At 67.6% G+C, this 16,425-nt stretch carries 11 protein-coding genes; 10 read left to right on the top strand and 1 reads right to left on the bottom strand.

Annotation, left to right across the window (positions count from 1 at the left end; translation table 11 throughout):
- Positions 1–71: 71 nt before the first annotated feature.
- The 5 genes from VPH47_RS05960 to VPH47_RS05980 all read left to right on the top strand — a co-directional run bounded on the left by VPH47_RS05960 (position 72) and on the right by VPH47_RS05980 (position 10,100).
- On the top strand, positions 72–746 hold the full coding sequence (locus VPH47_RS05960; protein WP_110713002.1) for an OB-fold-containig protein: 675 nt from the start codon (positions 72–74) through the stop codon (positions 744–746).
- Positions 746–2,764: a hypothetical protein gene (locus VPH47_RS05965; RefSeq protein ID WP_180846267.1), complete on the top strand. Its 2,019-nt coding sequence runs from the start codon at positions 746–748 to the stop codon at positions 2,762–2,764. Before VPH47_RS05960 ends, VPH47_RS05965 begins: the two co-directional genes overlap by 1 nt.
- Positions 2,765–2,849: 85 nt before the next feature.
- On the top strand, positions 2,850–8,246 hold the full coding sequence (locus VPH47_RS05970; protein WP_368850320.1) for a DNA repair ATPase: 5,397 nt from the start codon (positions 2,850–2,852) through the stop codon (positions 8,244–8,246).
- A gap of 2 nt (positions 8,247–8,248) precedes the next feature.
- Entirely contained in the window at positions 8,249–8,950 is a 702-nt protein-coding gene (locus VPH47_RS05975; protein WP_368850321.1) for a hypothetical protein, read from the top strand.
- A gap of 40 nt (positions 8,951–8,990) precedes the next feature.
- The gene (locus tag VPH47_RS05980; RefSeq protein ID WP_368850322.1) at positions 8,991–10,100 is read left to right on the top strand and encodes a toxic anion resistance protein; all 1,110 of its coding nucleotides are present in this window, start codon (positions 8,991–8,993) and stop codon (positions 10,098–10,100) included.
- Positions 10,101–10,171: 71 nt separating this feature from the next.
- Here the strand turns inward: VPH47_RS05980 and VPH47_RS05985 are convergent, their stop codons facing one another.
- Positions 10,172–11,059 (bottom strand): LysR family transcriptional regulator, encoded by an 888-nt coding sequence (locus VPH47_RS05985; RefSeq protein ID WP_368850323.1) that lies wholly within the window; start codon positions 11,057–11,059, stop codon positions 10,172–10,174.
- A gap of 96 nt (positions 11,060–11,155) precedes the next feature.
- On the opposite strand from VPH47_RS05985, the gene trpB reads away from it, so the two are divergent.
- From trpB to glmM, 5 genes are all read left to right on the top strand, one after another.
- Positions 11,156–12,373, top strand: coding sequence for a tryptophan synthase subunit beta (trpB, locus tag VPH47_RS05990; protein WP_368850324.1), 1,218 nt, complete (start codon positions 11,156–11,158; stop codon positions 12,371–12,373).
- Positions 12,370–13,050 carry a hypothetical protein gene (locus VPH47_RS05995; RefSeq protein ID WP_368850325.1) on the top strand — a complete coding sequence of 227 codons (681 nt, stop codon included), beginning with the start codon at positions 12,370–12,372 and terminating at the stop codon, positions 13,048–13,050. Before trpB ends, VPH47_RS05995 begins: the two co-directional genes overlap by 4 nt.
- Position 13,051: 1 nt before the next feature.
- Positions 13,052–13,861: a tryptophan synthase subunit alpha gene (gene trpA / locus VPH47_RS06000; protein WP_368850326.1), complete on the top strand. Its 810-nt coding sequence runs from the start codon at positions 13,052–13,054 to the stop codon at positions 13,859–13,861.
- 218 nt (positions 13,862–14,079) lie between these two features.
- Positions 14,080–14,955, top strand: a complete 876-nt coding sequence (gene accD / locus VPH47_RS06005) for an acetyl-CoA carboxylase, carboxyltransferase subunit beta (protein ID WP_005410473.1) — start codon at positions 14,080–14,082, stop codon at positions 14,953–14,955.
- Positions 14,955–16,316, top strand: coding sequence for a phosphoglucosamine mutase (glmM, locus tag VPH47_RS06010; protein WP_368850327.1), 1,362 nt, complete (start codon positions 14,955–14,957; stop codon positions 16,314–16,316). The genes accD and glmM overlap by 1 nt, the downstream gene beginning before the upstream one ends.
- The last annotated feature ends 109 nt before the right edge of the window (positions 16,317–16,425 follow it).

The following is a 16,425-nucleotide window of genomic DNA, read 5'->3' on the forward strand; positions in this document are numbered from 1 at the left end:
GGGGATCGACGGGGCGCGCTCTGCGCGTCCCGAACGGGCGAGCGCCGCCCACAGCCCAGGAAGGCAAAGCGATGCAGGAATTCCTCACCGTCGTGTTCGGTTTCCCGACCCTGCCGTACAGCATCGTGCTGGCGGTGGCGGTGCTGTATTGGGCGCTGGCGGCGTTCGGCCTGGTCGATGACGGGTTCGGCGATGCCGGCGCCGATGGTGCGCTGCATGGCGATCACCACGACCTGCAGGGCCTGTCCGCGCTGCTGGCGCGCTGGGGCTTGGGCGGGGTGCCGCTCATGCTGGTGGTGACGCTGCTGGGCTTCTTCGCCTGGATCGTCACCTATTTCATCCATCTGTTCGTGCTGCTGCCGCTGCCCGACCTGCTGCGCTGGTCGATCGGCGCGGTCGTGGCCGTGCTGGCGCCGTTGCCAGCGGTGCCGGTCACCGCGCTGCTGCTGCGGCCCATCCGCCGGTTCCTGCTGCGCCTGCGACCAGTGGCGCAGGCCTCGCTGCTGGGACGGACCGGCGTGGTCGCCTCGCCCAGGGTGGATGCCCGCAGCGGTCACGCCACCTTCGACGACGGTGGTGCCGGGCTGGTGCTGCAGGTGCGCAGCGACATCGAACTGCAGCGTGGAGAGCGCATCGTGCTGGTCGAGCACATGGCCGAACAACACTATTACCGGGTGGTCCGCGCTGATGCGGTCGCCCTCGATTTCCAGGACAACCTGCTTCCGGGCAACAAGGAGAATCACTGATGACATTGGCAACCATGGCCCCCTTCCTGATCGGCGTGGTGGTCCTGCTGGTCGGCCTGCTCGGCCTGGCCGGCCTGTTCAAGGCCTTCTACCGCAAGGTCGACCAGGGTGTGGCCCTGATCGTCAACGACATGAGCTCCACGCCCAAGGTGCATTTCACTGGCGCACTGATCATCCCGGTGCTGTACCGCGCCGAGCTGATGCGGATCAGCCTGATCACCCTGCAGATCGATCGCCGCGGCAAGGAGGGCCTGATCTGCCGCGACAACATGCGTGCCGACATCGCCGTGGCCTTCTACCTGCGGGTCAACGAGACCCAGGCCGACGTGCTGCGCGTGGCCAAGGCCATCGGTGCCGACCGTGCGTCGGACAAGCACGCCGTCGATGAGCTGTTCAACGCCAAGTTCTCCGAAGCGCTGAAGACGGTTGGCAAGAAGTTCGACTTCACCGAACTGTTCGAGAAGCGCCAGGAATTCCGCGACGAGATCATCGCGGTGATCGGCAACGACCTCAATGGCTACGTGCTGGAAGACGTGGCGATCGACTACCTGGAGCAGACGCCGAAGTCGCTGCTGGACCAGTTCAACATTCTCGACGCGCAGGGCATCCGCAAGATCACCGAGCTGACCGCCGCGCAGAACGTGGTGACCAACGAGCTGGAACAGAACGAAAAGCTCGCCATCACCAAGAAGAACGTGGAGGCACGTGAAGCGCTGCTGGCGCTGGAACGCCAGCAGGCCGAAGCCGAAGCACGCCAGAAGCGCGAGATCGAGACCATCCGTGCCCGCGAGGAAGCCGAGACCGCCAAGGTGCAGGAAGAACAGCGCCAGCTGTCCGAGAACGCCCGCATCGAAGCACAGCAGCTGATCGAGATCCGCGACCAGAACCGCCTGCGCGAAGTGGAAGTGGCCGAGCAGAACCGCCAGCGCGCCGTGGCCATCGAGGCCGAGCGCGTGGAGCGCGCGCGCCAGCTGGAGCAGGTCACCACCGACCGCGAAGTGCAGCTGCAGGGCGTGGAGCGCGACAAGGTGGTCGAGCAGGGCAAGATGGATGTGGCCAACATCACCCGCGAACGCATCTCCATCGACAAGACCGTGGCCCAGGAAGAGGAGCGCATCAAGGAAGTGCGCGAGGTCTCCGAGGCCGACCGCCAGAAGCAGGTGCTGATCCTGGAAGCCGAAGCCAAGGCGCAGGAATCGCTGGTGCGCGAGGTGAAGGAAGCGCAGGCACGCGAAACCGCCTCCAAGCACCGCGCGGTGGAACTGACCACGCTGGCCCAGGCCGAACACGAAGCGGCCGGCAAGCAGGCCGAAGCCAAGCGACTGCTGGCCGACGCACTGCGCGCCGAGCAGGCCGCGCCGGGCCTGGCCGAAGCGCAGGTGCGTGAAGCCTCCGCGCTGGCCATCGAGAAGGTCGGCATCGCCGAGGCCCGCGTGATCGAAGCCAAGGCCGAAGCCAGCCTGAAGCAGGGCAGCAACGAGGCCCAGGTGCTGGCGCAGACCCTGCAGGCGCAGGCACAGGGCGAGGAGAAGATGGGCCTGGCCCGTGCCACTGCCACCGAATCGCTGGGCAATGCCGAAGCCGGCGTGGTGCAGAAGAAGCTGCTGGCCGAGGCCGAAGGCCTGGTGCGCAAGTTCGAGGCCATCGCCTCGCTGAGCGACCAGGCACGTGGCCACGAAGAGTTCCGCATGATGCTGGACAACAGCCTGAAGCAGGCGCTGGCCTCGATCGAAGCCGGCAAGGAAGTCTCGCGCGAGAACGCCAACGTCATCGCCAGTGCGCTGCGCAATGCCGACATCGATCTGGTCGGCGGCGACGGCGGCATGTTCGAGAATCTGGTCAAGGCGGTTTCGCTGGGCAAGTCGATCGAAGGCTTCGCCGGCAAGAGCCCGATCGTGCAGGAGCTGATGCAGCGCTACCTGGGCGTGGCCGTGGCCGAACCGGCCCCGCGCCAGATCACCGAGGATGCCGACGCTGTGCCGACCGTGTCGGCCACCGTGGTCGACAGCGCCCGTTGATGCATGGGGCGGTGGCCGCCGTGGCCATCGCCCGTCCGTGCCGGCCGCACACGCGGCCGTTCGCCCGTGAGCTGGAAGCCTGCTGATGTCTGAAACCCATCCGTCCGCCGAAACCACCGCGCCGGAGGCCGGCGGCACCACCGTCGACCAGGCCGTCGCCCAGGGCGGTGCCTACGAAGTCCTGCGCCGCCGCCTGGCCGAGCAGGGCCAGCGCCTGCAGAGCCTGGCCGAAACGCTCAACCGCCAGCGCCTGGCCGAATTCGGTGACAGCCGGTTGGAAGTGGCTGGGCGCTTCCGCATCCGCAGCGAGAACAACTGCGTCGGCCGCGACATCGTGCAGGTGGGTCCTGACCGCCTGCTGTTCGGCTACAACGTGTTCATCGGGCTGAAGACCCAGACCCGCATCGAGGACGTGTTCGGCCTGTACCGGCTGGTGCAGGGCAGCGATGGCTACGACGTGGCCGCGCTGGAGCTGAAGGGCAGCTTCCTCGACCAGCCCGGCTTCGTGCACGACTTCAACGAGCTGTACGCCTACTACAAGCACGCACGCCTGCTGCAGCTGATCGTGGTGGGCGACAAGCTGCTGGCCTCGTTCCAGATCGGTGAACGCAGCAGCGATGTGCGCGTGTTCCGCTGGGCACTGTCGCGCGATGGCGAGCTGACCTATCTGGATGCGCGCGGCGAGCGTGACATCGCGCTGCCGCCGCCGTTCGACTTCGAATGGACCAAGGCCACCCGCGACCTGGCAGTCAATGGTCGCCATTCGCACCTGAACATCCTCGACACCCTGTTCGTGGAGACTACCGGCGGCGATCTCACCATCAAGGTCGAGAACAACACCGAGACCGGGCAGGGCATCTACAGCGAACCGGTGGAGGACAGCACGCAGTCGCTGGACGACGCCCAGTTCGAATTCGCCCGGGTGGGCTCGCTGGTGCTGCTGAAGGTGCTGCCGTACCGCGAGACGGAGTGGCGGGGCCTGATCTACAACACGCTGACCGGCGGCATCGTGCGCAACGATGCGATCGTGCAGGCCTGCGTGCAGCTGCCTGAGGACCACGGCGTGATCTTCCCGGGCGGCTACTACCTGCAGGGTGGCGAGCACAAGGCGTTCGACGCCTCGATGGCCGGCATGCAGTTCAAGCGCAGCATCCGCTCGCCCAATGGCGAGGATGTGCTGTACATCTTCTACGAGCGCGAGGGTGGGCGCTCGGCGCTGTTCGTCTACAACACCATCCAGCGCGTGCTGCAGAACCCGGTGTTCGGCCATGGCTACGCCTTCCTGCAGGACGGGCGCATGGTGCTGTTCCATGCCGAAGGCAACGAACCGACCCGCATCCACCCGATGCAGGTCTGGCAGACCCCGTTCAGCAGTGACGAGTTTGCTGCCAGCCGACCGCCCGGCAACACCTTCATGGGCCGCATCGGCAACGCCGAGCTGGTGCGTGGCATTTCCAACCTGTTCAACCTGGCGCGCGAGATTGATGGCCAGGACGTGTCGGTGCAGCGCTACCAGCGCCTGGTGGCCGACACCCGGCGCCTGTTCGATGCCCACCACTGGCTGGGCGACGCGGCCTGCGATGGTGCAGAGGCGCTGCTGCGGCAGATCAGCGCCACCGGCGAATCGGTGCTGGACGAATACGAAAAGGTGCAGTCGATCCGCCAGCAGTCGGCGCAGGCGATGGTCGAGGCCGAGGCCGCGCACAAAGCCCTGCTGGGCCGCCTGCAGCCGCAGAACTGGAACGAGGTGCAGGCCTTCGTCGAGGCCCTCAACGCAATCACCGCATTGCGTGGACGCCTGCTGACCATCCGCGAGCTGCGCTACATCGACACCGCACGCATCGAGACGATGACGGCCGAACTGGTGGAGGCCCAGGATCGCGTCGGCGCCGCCACGGGTGACTTCCTCGCTGGCGATGCCGCGCTGGCGCCGTTGACCGCGCGCCTGCAGGCGCTGGATGACGCGGCCCAGCAGGCACAGAGTGCCCGCCAGCTGGACGAGCAGCTGGAAGGATTGCGTGGCATGGCGGCCGACCTGGACATGCTGTCCGAGCTGATGGCCGGCCTGAAGGTGGACGATGCCACCGCCCGTACCCGTGTGGTCGAGTCGATCTCAGTGCTGTACGGGCGTCTCAACCAGGCGCGTGCGCGCGCCGATCAGCGCCGCAGATCGCTCGGTTCGGCCGAAGCCGTGGCCCAGTTCGCCGCACAGTTCGCGCTGTTCTCACAGTCGATCACCAGCGCGCTGGCCCTGGCTACCGATCCGGAGCGCGCCGACGAGCAGCTGTCGCGCCTGCTGGTGCAGCTGGAAGAGCTGGAGAGCCAGTTCGGCGAGCATGAGCAGTTCCTCGGTGACATCCTGAGCAAGCGCGAGGAGCTGGTCGAAGCCTTCGAGACGCACAAGCAGGCGCTGCTGGATGACCGCCAGCGCAAGGCGCGCTCGGTGCTGGACGCGGCCAACCGCATTCTCGATGGCCTGGCCAAGCGCACCGAGCGCTTCGCTACCGCCGATGAGCTCAACGCATTCTTCGCTGGCGATCCACTGATCCTCAAGCTGCGTGAGCTGGCCGAACGCCTGCGCGCATTGCATGACAACGTCAAGGCCGACGACATCGAGGCGCGGCTGAAGGGCGTGCGGGACCAGGCGGTGCGCCAGCTGCGCGACCGAAGTGATCTGTACGAAGCCGGCGGCAACGTGGTGCGGCTTGGACCGCGCCACCGCTTCAGCGTCAACACCCAGGCGCTGGACCTGACCCTGCTGCCGCGTGGTGACACGCTGGCGATCCACCTGACCGGCACGGACTTCCTTGAGACCCTGCACGATCCGGAGCTGGATGCGCTGAGGCCGTTCTGGCCAGTCACCCTGGACTCGGAATCGCCCACGCTGTATCGCGGCGAGTATCTGGCCGGCAGCCTGCTGATGGCCGCGCAGGAGGGACGCGACGGCCTTGACCTGGCCACGCTGCAGCACGACGTCGCCACGCCCGAAGCGCTGGACCAGCGCGTGCGTGCGTTCGCCGCACCGCGCTACCGCGAAGGCTACGAGCGCGGCATCCATGACCACGATGCCGCGCTGATCCTGCGCGCACTGTTGCCGCTGCAGCAGGCCGCGGGCAGCCTGCGCCACCTGCCGCAGGTGCGTGCGCTGGCACTGCTGTTCTGGGCGGCCGAGCAGCGTCGTGAGGCGGTGGCACAATGGCCAGCGCGGCAGGCCGGCGCCGAGGCACTGGCGCGATTGTTCGGATCCGACGAGGGACGCCAGGCCTTGCGTGCGGAGATGGCCGTAGCGCTGTCGGCCTATGCGCAGTCCCATGCCCTGCCTTTCGATGCCGATGTCGCAGAGGCTGCGGCGGCTTATCTGGGTGAAGAGCTGGCGGCGGGCGAGCCGGTGTTCAGCAGCAGCCGCCATGCGCTGGTCCTGCTGGAGGCACTGTCGCAACAGCTGGAGCAGGCAGGGCAGCGTGAAGCGGTCGAGCGTGCCCTGCAGCGCAGCCAGGATCCGCTGGCCACGCGCTGGGCACTGGCCAGGCAATGGCTGCGTGCACTTGCGGGAACGCCGGCGTACGCCATGCATGCCGGCTATGTCGATGAAGCGGCGGCACTGCTCCTGGTGCAGCGCCAGCTGCGCACCCGTGCCAGCGACGCTGCGTTGCGGGTGGAGGTCAATGGCCTGCTCGGCGAGCATGCGCGCATCGGCAATGGCACGCTTGCGTTGTCACTGGACGATTTCCTGGCACGCCTGCAGCAGCACCTGCGTCACTTCGTGCCGGCATTCCATGCCTATCAGGCGTTGCGCCAGGGCATCATCGGCCGCGAGCGCGAGACCCTGCGGCTTTCCGAGTTCAAGGCGCGGCCGCTGTCTTCGTTCGTGCGCAACAAGCTGATCAACGACGTCTACCTGGGCGTGATCGGTGACAACCTGGCCAAGCAGATGGGCACGGTGGGCGAGAACAAGCGCAGCGACCTGATGGGCCTGCTGATGATGATTTCGCCCCCGGGCTACGGCAAGACCACGCTGATGGAATACGTGGCGCACCGCCTGGGCCTGGTCTTCATGAAGATCAACGGTCCGGCGCTGGGTCATGAGGTGCGCTCGCTGGACCCGGCCCAGGCACCGGACGCAACCTCGCGGCAGGAGCTGGAGAAGCTCAATCTGGCATTGGAGATGGGCAACAACACCATGCTGTATGTCGACGACATCCAGCACACCCATCCCGAGTTCCTGCAGAAGTTCATTTCGCTGTGCGATGGCACCCGCCGCATCGAAGGCGTGTGGCGCGGCCGTACCCGCACCTACGACATGCGTGGCAAGAAGTTCTGCGTAGTGATGGCCGGCAACCCGTATACCGAGTCCGGCGAGGTGTTCAAGATTCCCGACATGCTGGCCAACCGTGCCGACATCTACAACCTCGGCGACGTGCTCGGTGGCATGGAAGCCGCTTTCACGCTCAGCTACATCGAGAACAGCCTGACCTCCAACCCGGTGCTGGCGCCGCTGGCCACGCGTGACATGGCCGACCTGTACGTGCTGGTCGAGCGCGCGATGGGCAAGGAGGTCTCGACCAATGGCCTCAGCCATGCCTACAGCAGCGCCGAGATCAACGAGATCACTGCCACCCTGCAGCGCATGCTGCGCGTGCGCGACGTGGTCTACCGGGTCAACCAGCAGTACATCGCCAGTGCCGCGCAGGATGATCGCTACCGCACCGAACCGCCGTTCCGCCTGCAGGGCAGCTACCGCAACATGAACAAGCTGGCCGAGAAGATCTCGCCGGTGATGAACGAGGAGGAGCTGCAGCAGCTGATCTCCGACCACTACCTGGGCGAGGCACAGCTGCTCACCACCGGTGCCGAGGAGAACCTGTTGAAGCTGGCCGAACTGCGCGGCGTACTGGATGACACGCAGGCGCAGCGCTGGGCGCAGATCAAGCGCGATTTCCTGCGCAACAAGGCGATGGGTGCCGACGACAGCGATGTCGGTGGGCGTGTAGTGGCGCAGCTGGCTGACATCGCCAGCGCGTTGCAGTTGCCTCCGGCCGCACCGGAAGTGACTGCCGTTGCAGATCCGGCACCGTGGCCGGCATTGCTGGATGCCTTGCAGCGTCTTTCCGAAGCGCGGCCGGTGCCCGCGGCACCGATGCCGGTCGTTGCTGCACCCAGCAGCCCGGCCACACTGCTGGCCGAGGACCTGCAGGCCGGCCTTGCGCCGTTGGTGGAACTGCTGGCGGCATCGCAGGCGCAGCAGGTACAAGTGTCGCAGACCCTGGCCGCGTTCGCCGGTTGGGCGCGCCAGCAGGTCGAGCGCGGCGGACCTGGCAGTGCGGTGCCGCAGCGCGCGCGGGTGCGCCGCGCCACGACGCCGGAAGAGCGTGCGCTGGATGAAGCCCTGATGCGCCACTTCTACGGCGAGTCGTTGCCGCCGGATGACAACGAAGACGTCGCCACGCTGACACCGCAGCCGCAGCCGCCGCCGCTGCCGTGACCATGCAGGCGCCACTGCCGTCACCGATGCTGCCGGACACCGCCGAGGTGGCCGTGCTGGCCGATTACGGTGCACCGCTGCTGCAGGCGCTGGCGCGGTGCGAGACCGCGTTGCCACCGGGTGCGGGCGAGGGCCTGGTGGCGGCACTGGCACGCATCGCGCTGGCCCTGCAGGCCGACAACCCGACGCGTATCCGGCAGCGAGAGAGCTGGTGGGGGCGCCTGCTGGGGCGTGATGTCGATCGCGAGGCGGAAGGGCGTGCGCTGCAGTCGCAGCTGGGCGTGCTGGCCCTGCAGGCACGCGAGCAGGCACAGCACCTGCAGCAGCACGTGCAGCTGCGGGCCATGGCCATCGCCGAACATTCAGCGGCGGCCACGGCGCTGGACGCCTGGGCCGAGCTGGCGACGTCGCGGCTGACGCAGCTGGATGCCGCCGGCCAGGCCGCGCTGTCACAACGGCGGGATCACCTGCGACGGCTGGCGACGCTGCGTCGTCTGGAAGCCGGTCAATGGCAGCTGCTGCAGGACCAGGACGACGTGCTGTTGCAACGCTTCGCGCGCATCCATGATGTCCTGCTGCCGGCCTGGCGACAGGCCGCATTGGCCGACCAGGCCGCCGCGGGCGCTGCATTGGCCGGCAAGGCTGCCACGCTGCACGCCCAGATCGATGACGAGGTTGCGGCCGCTCAGGCTAGACTGCGCTGAATCGGCCGCCGCCGCTTACCCATTGCAAGGAGATCGCCCGATGATCCAGGACACTCAGAGCCCCGGCACGCTGGTGCCCGCCAACACCGCCGTTTCCACGCTCGACGAAGGCACGCTGAAGGCACTTGGCCTGGCCCACGAGGATCTGCCGCGCATCGCCGAGATCCGCCGTGAACTGGATGACCTGCGCCCCAGCAGCCTGCAGGTGTTCGGTCGCGATGCCGCCAGCCGCACGGCTGCGTTCTCGAGCCAGCTGCTGGACCAGGTGCGCAACCGCGACCTGGACGCCAGCGGCGAAAAGCTGGGTGAAGTAGTGCGCATCGCGCGCAGCCTCAAGCTCGACGGCGTCGCGCAGCGGTCCAGGGTGCCGCTGATTGGTGGCCTGATCGATCGCCTGCGCGCCTCCAAGGGTGAGCTGGTGCAGAAATTCAGCGACACCAATGCGCAGATCGAACAGCTGCTGGGAGACGTCGGCGCGCAGCAGGTACTGATGGGCAAGCGTGTGGGTGAGTTCGACCGCATGCATGACATCGTCCGCGAAGAACGCCATGCGCTCGGCCTGTACGCCGCCGCCGGCAAGCAGCGCCTGGCCGAACTGCAGGCCGAACAGCTGGCCGGGCAGGGCAGTGAGGATCCGCAGCAGCGCATCCGCCAGAGCGAAGTGGACAACGCGATCCGCCTGATCGAAAAGCGCGTGTCCGACCTGCAGTTGATGCAGCACGCCGCCGATCAGTCGCTGCCGATGATCCGCCTGATCCAGGCCAACGCGCTGCAGTTGATCGAGAAGTTCAACACGGTGCGCGAGATCACCATCCCGTCGTGGAAGCGCCAGTTCGCCATCCAGCTTTCGCTCGGCGAGCAGAAGGCCGCGGTCGAGCTGTCCACCGCCATCGACGATGCCACCAACGAGCTGATGCGCCGCAATGCCGACCTGCTGCGCCAGGCGTCGGTGGATACCGCACGCAGCAACCAGCGCGGTGTGATCGACGTGGCCACGCTGCGCCACGTGCACGATCAGTTGATCGCCACGGTCGAGGAAGTGCGCAGCATCCATCGCGAAGGCATGCAGCAGCGGCAGCAGGCGGAGGTGGAACTGTCGCGCCTGCGCGAGGACCTGCAGCAGCGGCTGGCCACCCCGACCGCCAGCTGAAAAAAGGGGACGGAGGGGATTAAGTCGTTTGTGCCACCTGCGACTTAATCCCCTCCGTCCCCTTTTTGTTGTCAGCGGAGTTGCTGGCCCAGCCAGTCGGCCAGCGCCTCCACGCGCGCATCGGCCTGTCCTTCTGGCCGCGCCAGCACCCAGAACCCGCCCGTGGGGGCAAATCCCCACGGTGCGACCAGCCTGCCCGCAGCCAGGTCTTCGGCCACCAGTGGCTCCGGTGCGATCGCCGGGCCCAACCCGGCCACCGCCGCCTCCAACAGGTAGTACAGATGCTCGAAGGCGGTGCCCAGCTGCAGCTTCGACGGATCCAGGTCGTGCGCTTGCGCCCACGCGGGCCACGCCTGTGGCCGAGAGCTGGTGTACAGCAGTGTTTCCGGCAGCAGTGCCGTGGGCGGTACCTGCCGCAGGCGCTGCGCCGCCGGATGCGAGGGGGCCACCACGACGCCAACCCGCTCCGGTGCCAGTTCGCGTACCTGCCAGCCACGGGGCCATGGCCCCTGCGCCAGCAGCAGCACCGCATCCAGTGCGGCCTGCGCTTCGGTGAAACTGCCATCCAGCGCCGACCACTGCAGGCGCACACCTGGCAGGGCGGCCTGCAGGGCAGGCAGGCGCGGGATCATCCAGCGCGCCAGCACGCTGCCACTGCACCCCAGCACCAGCGCCTGCGCTGCCGCCGGCCGCCGCAGTTCACGCACGCAGTCCTCGATGCCGCTGAAGGCCTCGCTGCACGCTGCCTGCAGGCGCGTGCCCGCAGCGGTCAGGCGCAGCCCGCGCCCGGCTCGCTGGAACAAGGCCATGCCCAGATGATCTTCCAGCAGCTTCAGCTGCCGGCTGACCGCACCGTGGGTGACATGCAGATCCTGCGCGGCGCGGCCAACCCCGCCCAGGCGGGCGGTCGACTCGAACGCACGCAGCGCATTGAGCGGCGGAAGCAGGGAACGACTCATGTGAGATTTCCTGACGATATGCGCCAGATAATATCCATTTTCCGGTCACGACCCGTGCGCTAGAGTATCCACCTGTCTGAACCACCGGTCGTATCCATGTCTGCCTCCCCCATTGCCGACTACCACGCCTTCCCCGACGTCCAGGGCCACTTCGGTCGCTACGGCGGCAGCTTCGTTGCCGAAACCCTGGTCGGCCCGCTGCAGGAACTGGCCCAGGCCTATGATCAGGCCCGTCAGGACCCGGCATTCCAGGCCGCCTACGACCGTGACCTGGCTCACTACGTGGGCCGGCCGAGCCCGATCTATCACGCCCAGCGCCTGAGCGATCATGTCGGCGGTGCGCAGATCCTGCTCAAGCGCGAGGACCTGAACCACACCGGCGCGCACAAGATCAACAACACCATCGGCCAGGCGCTGCTGGCCGCGCGGATGGGCAAGAAGCGCATCATCGCCGAGACCGGTGCCGGCCAGCATGGCGTGGCCAGTGCCACCGTTGCCGCGCGGCTGGGCCTGGAATGCGTGGTGTACATGGGCGCCACCGACATCGAGCGGCAGAAGATCAACGTCTACCGCATGAAGCTGCTGGGCGCGACGGTGGTGCCGGTCACCTCCGGCTCGGCCACCCTGAAGGACGCGCTCAACGAAGCGATGCGCGACTGGGTGACCAACGTGCAGGACACCTTCTACATCATCGGTACGGTCGCCGGTCCGGATCCCTATCCGCGCATGGTGCGCGACTTCAACGCCATCGTCGGCCGCGAGGCGCGCGAGCAGATGCTGGCCGAGTACGGTCGCCTGCCCGATGCGATTACTGCCTGCGTCGGCGGCGGCAGCAATGCCATCGGCCTGTTCCATGCCTTCCTCAACGATCGCCAGGTCGAGATCGTCGGTGCCGAAGCCGCCGGTGATGGCATCAGCACCGGGCGCCACGCTGCATCGATCGCGGCGGGTCGGCCGGGCGTGCTGCACGGCAACCGCACCTATGTGCTGTGCGACGACGACGGCCAGATCATCGAGACCCACTCGGTATCAGCCGGCCTGGACTATCCGGGTGTCGGCCCGGAGCACGCGTTCCTGGCCGATACCGGCCGCGCACGCTACCTCGGCATCACCGACGAGGAAGCGCTGCAGGCCTTCCACCTGCTGGCGCATACCGAGGGCATCCTGCCGGCACTGGAATCCAGCCATGCGCTGGCACAGGCGATCAAGCTGGCGCGTGAGCGACCGCGTGACCAGATCGTGCTGTGCAATCTGTCCGGCCGTGGCGACAAGGACGTGCACACCATCGCTGCGCGCGAAGGGCTGGTACTGTGAGCGCGCGGCTGCGGAACAGCGGCGTGCTGCTGCTGGCGCTTGGGTTGGCCGCGTGCCAGCCGCCGGAGCCACCGGTGCTGGCGCCGGCCGCCAAGGCCACCACGCAGCCGGCGCAGCAGCCCGCCGCCAATGATGACCTCGACCCGATGGCGCGCACGCCGATCGACGATCCGCCGTCTGTGGAAGATGCGGACAGCGATGACGCACCGGCGGTGGCCTCGGTGGCGCTGGACCATGCCGGCGAGGTGCTGATCGGCCAGCACATGACGGACCTGAAGGCATTCGGGCCGTGGACGGCACAAGGGGCCGTCGAAGCGATGGGCGGCAGTTGCGAGTACTACGACGGCAAGGGACTGCCGCCCGGCGTGTCGATGATGACCGATGAAGATCGCGTGGTCCGCTTCGACCTCGGCCTGGATCCGGAGAGCGGGGCGCCGACCCAGCAGCCGGGCCCGTTTGGCCTGCGCGTCGGCATGACCCGTGCCCAAGCGGTTGCCCGGTTTCCGAAGCCGCCCGTGTCCAGCCCGCATGCCTACGATGGCGAGCAGGGCGAGTACCTCACCTGGCAGGACCCGGGCTCGGCCCTTGGCATCCGCGTGGAACTGTTTGAAGGGAGGGTCATCCAGATGTACTGGGGGACCAGCGATGCGATTGAACTGATTGAAGGATGTGCCTGAGATGCCTGTTTCCCGACTCGATGCCTGTTTCCAGCGCCTGCGCGAGCAGCAGCGCAAGGCGCTGATTCCCTTCGTCACGGCGGGTGATCCCTCGCTGGAAGCGACCGTGCCGGTCATGCACGCACTGGTGGACGCCGGCGCCGACGTGATCGAACTGGGCGTGCCGTTCTCCGACCCGATGGCCGATGGCCCGACCATCCAGCGCAGCTCCGAGCGCGCGCTGGCGCGGGGGGCCGGCAGCCGCTATGTGCTGCAGGCCGTGGCGCAGTTCCGCGAGCGCGATGCGCAGACTCCGGTGGTGCTGATGGGCTACCTGAACCCGGTGGAGATCCATGGTTACGCGGCCTTCGCCAAGGCCGCCGTGGACGCCGGCGTGGACGGTGTGCTGCTGGTCGACCTGCCGCCGGAAGAAGCGGGCGAGGCCCAGCAGGCCTTCGATGCGGCCGGCCTGGCGCTGGTCCTGCTGGCGTCGCCGACCACCAGCGAGGCGCGTGCCGACAAGCTGCTGGCGCTGGCCCGTGGCTATCTCTATTACGTCAGCTTTGCCGGTGTCACCGGTGCGTCCGAGCGACTGGACAGCGATGCCGCCAGTGCCCGCCTGCAGGCGTTGCGCGCGCGTGCGTCGGTGCCGGTGGTGGCGGGCTTCGGCATCAAGGATGCCGACAGTGCTGCGGCCATGGCCCGCCAGGCCGACGGCGTGGTGGTGGGCAGCGCGCTGGTGGCGGCGTTGGCCGAAGCGGGCTCGGCGGAAGAGGCCGCGCAGCGCGCCCGGGCCTTCCTCGCCCCGCTGCGGCAGGCGCTGGACGCCTGAGGGGTAGTGCCGGCCGCTGGCCGGCACACGCCTGGGCCGCGTGTGCGACAAGGGTTGCCGGCCAGCGGCTGGCACTTCCCCGCACCTAAACGTACGTCCCAGCATGGTTTTTTCCAGCTGCCCCGTGGCCGGCAAGGGGGTGCACGGGCGGGGAAAGCGGAGCTAGACTGTCCGCCTTTGCGGCCCCTGGGCCGCCCTGAACGGAAGTGTCCTCCCGCATGAGTTGGCTCAGCAAGTTGATGCCGTCCGGCATCCGCACCGACAACACCCCCAGCAAGAAGCGCAGTGTCCCCGAGGGCCTGTGGGAAAAGTGCAGCAACTGCGGCAGCGCGTTGTACCGTCCGGAACTGGAAGAGAACCTGGAAGTCTGCCCGAAGTGCGGCCATCACATGGCGATCCGCGCGCGCGCGCGCCTGGCCGCCCTGTTCGACGCCGACAGCACCACCGAGATCGGTGCGCGCCTGGGCCCGACCGACCTGCTCAAGTTCAAGGACCAGAAGAAGTACAGCGAGCGCATCAAGATCGCGCAGAAGAATACCGGCGAGTACGACGCATTGATTGCCATGCGTGGCCTGCTCAAGGGCCGCGCACTGGTGGCTTCGTCCTTCGACTTCGCCTTCATGGGCGGCTCGATGGGCTCGGTGGTGGGCGAGCGTTTTGCACTGGCCGCGGAAACGGCGGTCGAGATCGGTGCCCCCTACGTATGCTTCTCGCAGAGTGGCGGTGCGCGCATGCAGGAAGGCCTGTTCTCGCTGATGCAGATGGCCAAGACCTCGGCCGCGCTGGGCAAGCTGCGTGAAGCCGGCCTGCCGTATATCTCGGTGCTGACCCACCCGACCACCGGTGGTGTGTCGGCCTCGTTCGCGATGCTGGGCGACATCAACATCGCCGAACCGCAGGCGTTGATCGGCTTCGCCGGCCCGCGCGTGATCGAGCAGACCGTCCGCGAGAAGCTGCCGGAAGGCTTCCAGCGCTCGGAATTCCTGCTGGAGCACGGTGCCATCGACCAGATCTGCGACCGCCGCGAAATGCGCGACCGCCTGTCCGATCTGCTGGCAATGCTGGGCCGTCAGCCGGCGCCGGAGGTGGCTTGATGGGAGGCCGCAAGTACTTCGGTACTGATGGCATCCGTGGGCGGGTCGGCCAGGGCGTGATCTCGGCCGACTTCGTGCTGCGCCTGGGCAACGCCCTGGGCCGTGTCCTGGTCGCGCAGCGCGGCCAGGATGGGCGCCGGCCGATCGTGGTGATCGGCAAGGACACCCGCATTTCCGGCTACATGTTCGAAGCGGCACTGGAAGCTGGCCTGGTCGCCGCCGGTGCCGACGTGCAACTGCTGGGGCCGATGCCGACCCCGGCGGTGGCGTTCCTGACCCGCACGCTGGGCGTGGATGCCGGCATCGTCATCAGCGCCTCGCACAACCCGCACTACGACAACGGCATCAAGTTCTTCTCCGCCCAGGGCGAGAAGCTCGACGATGCCACCGAGCTGGCCCTGGAAGCGGCGCTCGACGTTCCGTTCACCACTGCCGAATCGGAGAAGCTGGGCAAAGCTTCGCGTGCACGTGAGGCGGTCGGTCGCTACATCGAATTCTGCAAGGCCAGCGTACCGCGTGCATTCGACCTGCGTGGCGTGCGCCTGGTGCTGGACTGCGCGCACGGCGCCACCTACCAGATCGCACCACTGCTGTTCCGCGAACTGGGCGCCGAGGTGATCGGCATTGGTGCCGAGCCCAACGGCGTCAACATCAACGCCGGCGTGGGCTCCACCCATATCGACAACCTGGCGGCCAAGGTCCGCGAAACCCGCGCCGATCTCGGCATCGCCTTCGATGGCGATGGCGACCGTGTGCTGATGGCCGACGACCAGGGCAATCCGGTCGACGGTGATGACCTGCTGTACATCCTGGCGCGCGCGTGGAAGGACGAAGGTCGCCTGCGCGGTCCGGTGGTCGGTACGCTGATGAGCAACTACGGTGTGGAGAAGGCCTTCGCCGACCTGCAGATTCCGTTCCTGCGCAGCAACGTCGGTGACCGCTACGTGCACCAGGCGCTGATCGAAGGTGGTGGCGTGCTCGGCGGCGAAGCCTCCGGCCACCTGCTGTGCCTGGACCGGGCCACCACCGGTGACGGCATCGTCAGCGCGCTGCAGGTACTGGTGGCGCTGCGCAACAGCGGGCAGACCCTGCGCCAGGCGCTGAAGGGGCTGGTGCGGGTGCCGCAGAAGACGGTCAACGTGCGGCTGGGCAATGTCTCGGCAAAGGCCACGGTGCAGGCTGAAAGCGTGCAGGCCGCGCTGGCCGTCGCGCAGCAATCGGTGGCGGGTCGTGGTCGTGCATTCCTGCGCCCGTCCGGTACCGAGCCGGTGGTGCGGGTCACGGTCGAGGCCGATGATGCAACGCTGATGCAGGACACGCTGGACCGCCTGTCCGCTGCGGTGCGCGACGCCGCCGCCTGAGGCTGGCGACGGTACAACCTGGCACCCCGACATGGCCGCTTCTGCGGCCATGTCGCTTTCCAGCACCACTGGCTGAACCGATCGCGACCTGCGATCACGTTCAGCTGCT

The sequence above is a fragment of the Stenotrophomonas sp. WED208 genome, from assembly GCF_040984485.1.
Taxonomy (GTDB): Bacteria; Pseudomonadota; Gammaproteobacteria; order Xanthomonadales; family Xanthomonadaceae; genus Stenotrophomonas; species Stenotrophomonas riyadhensis.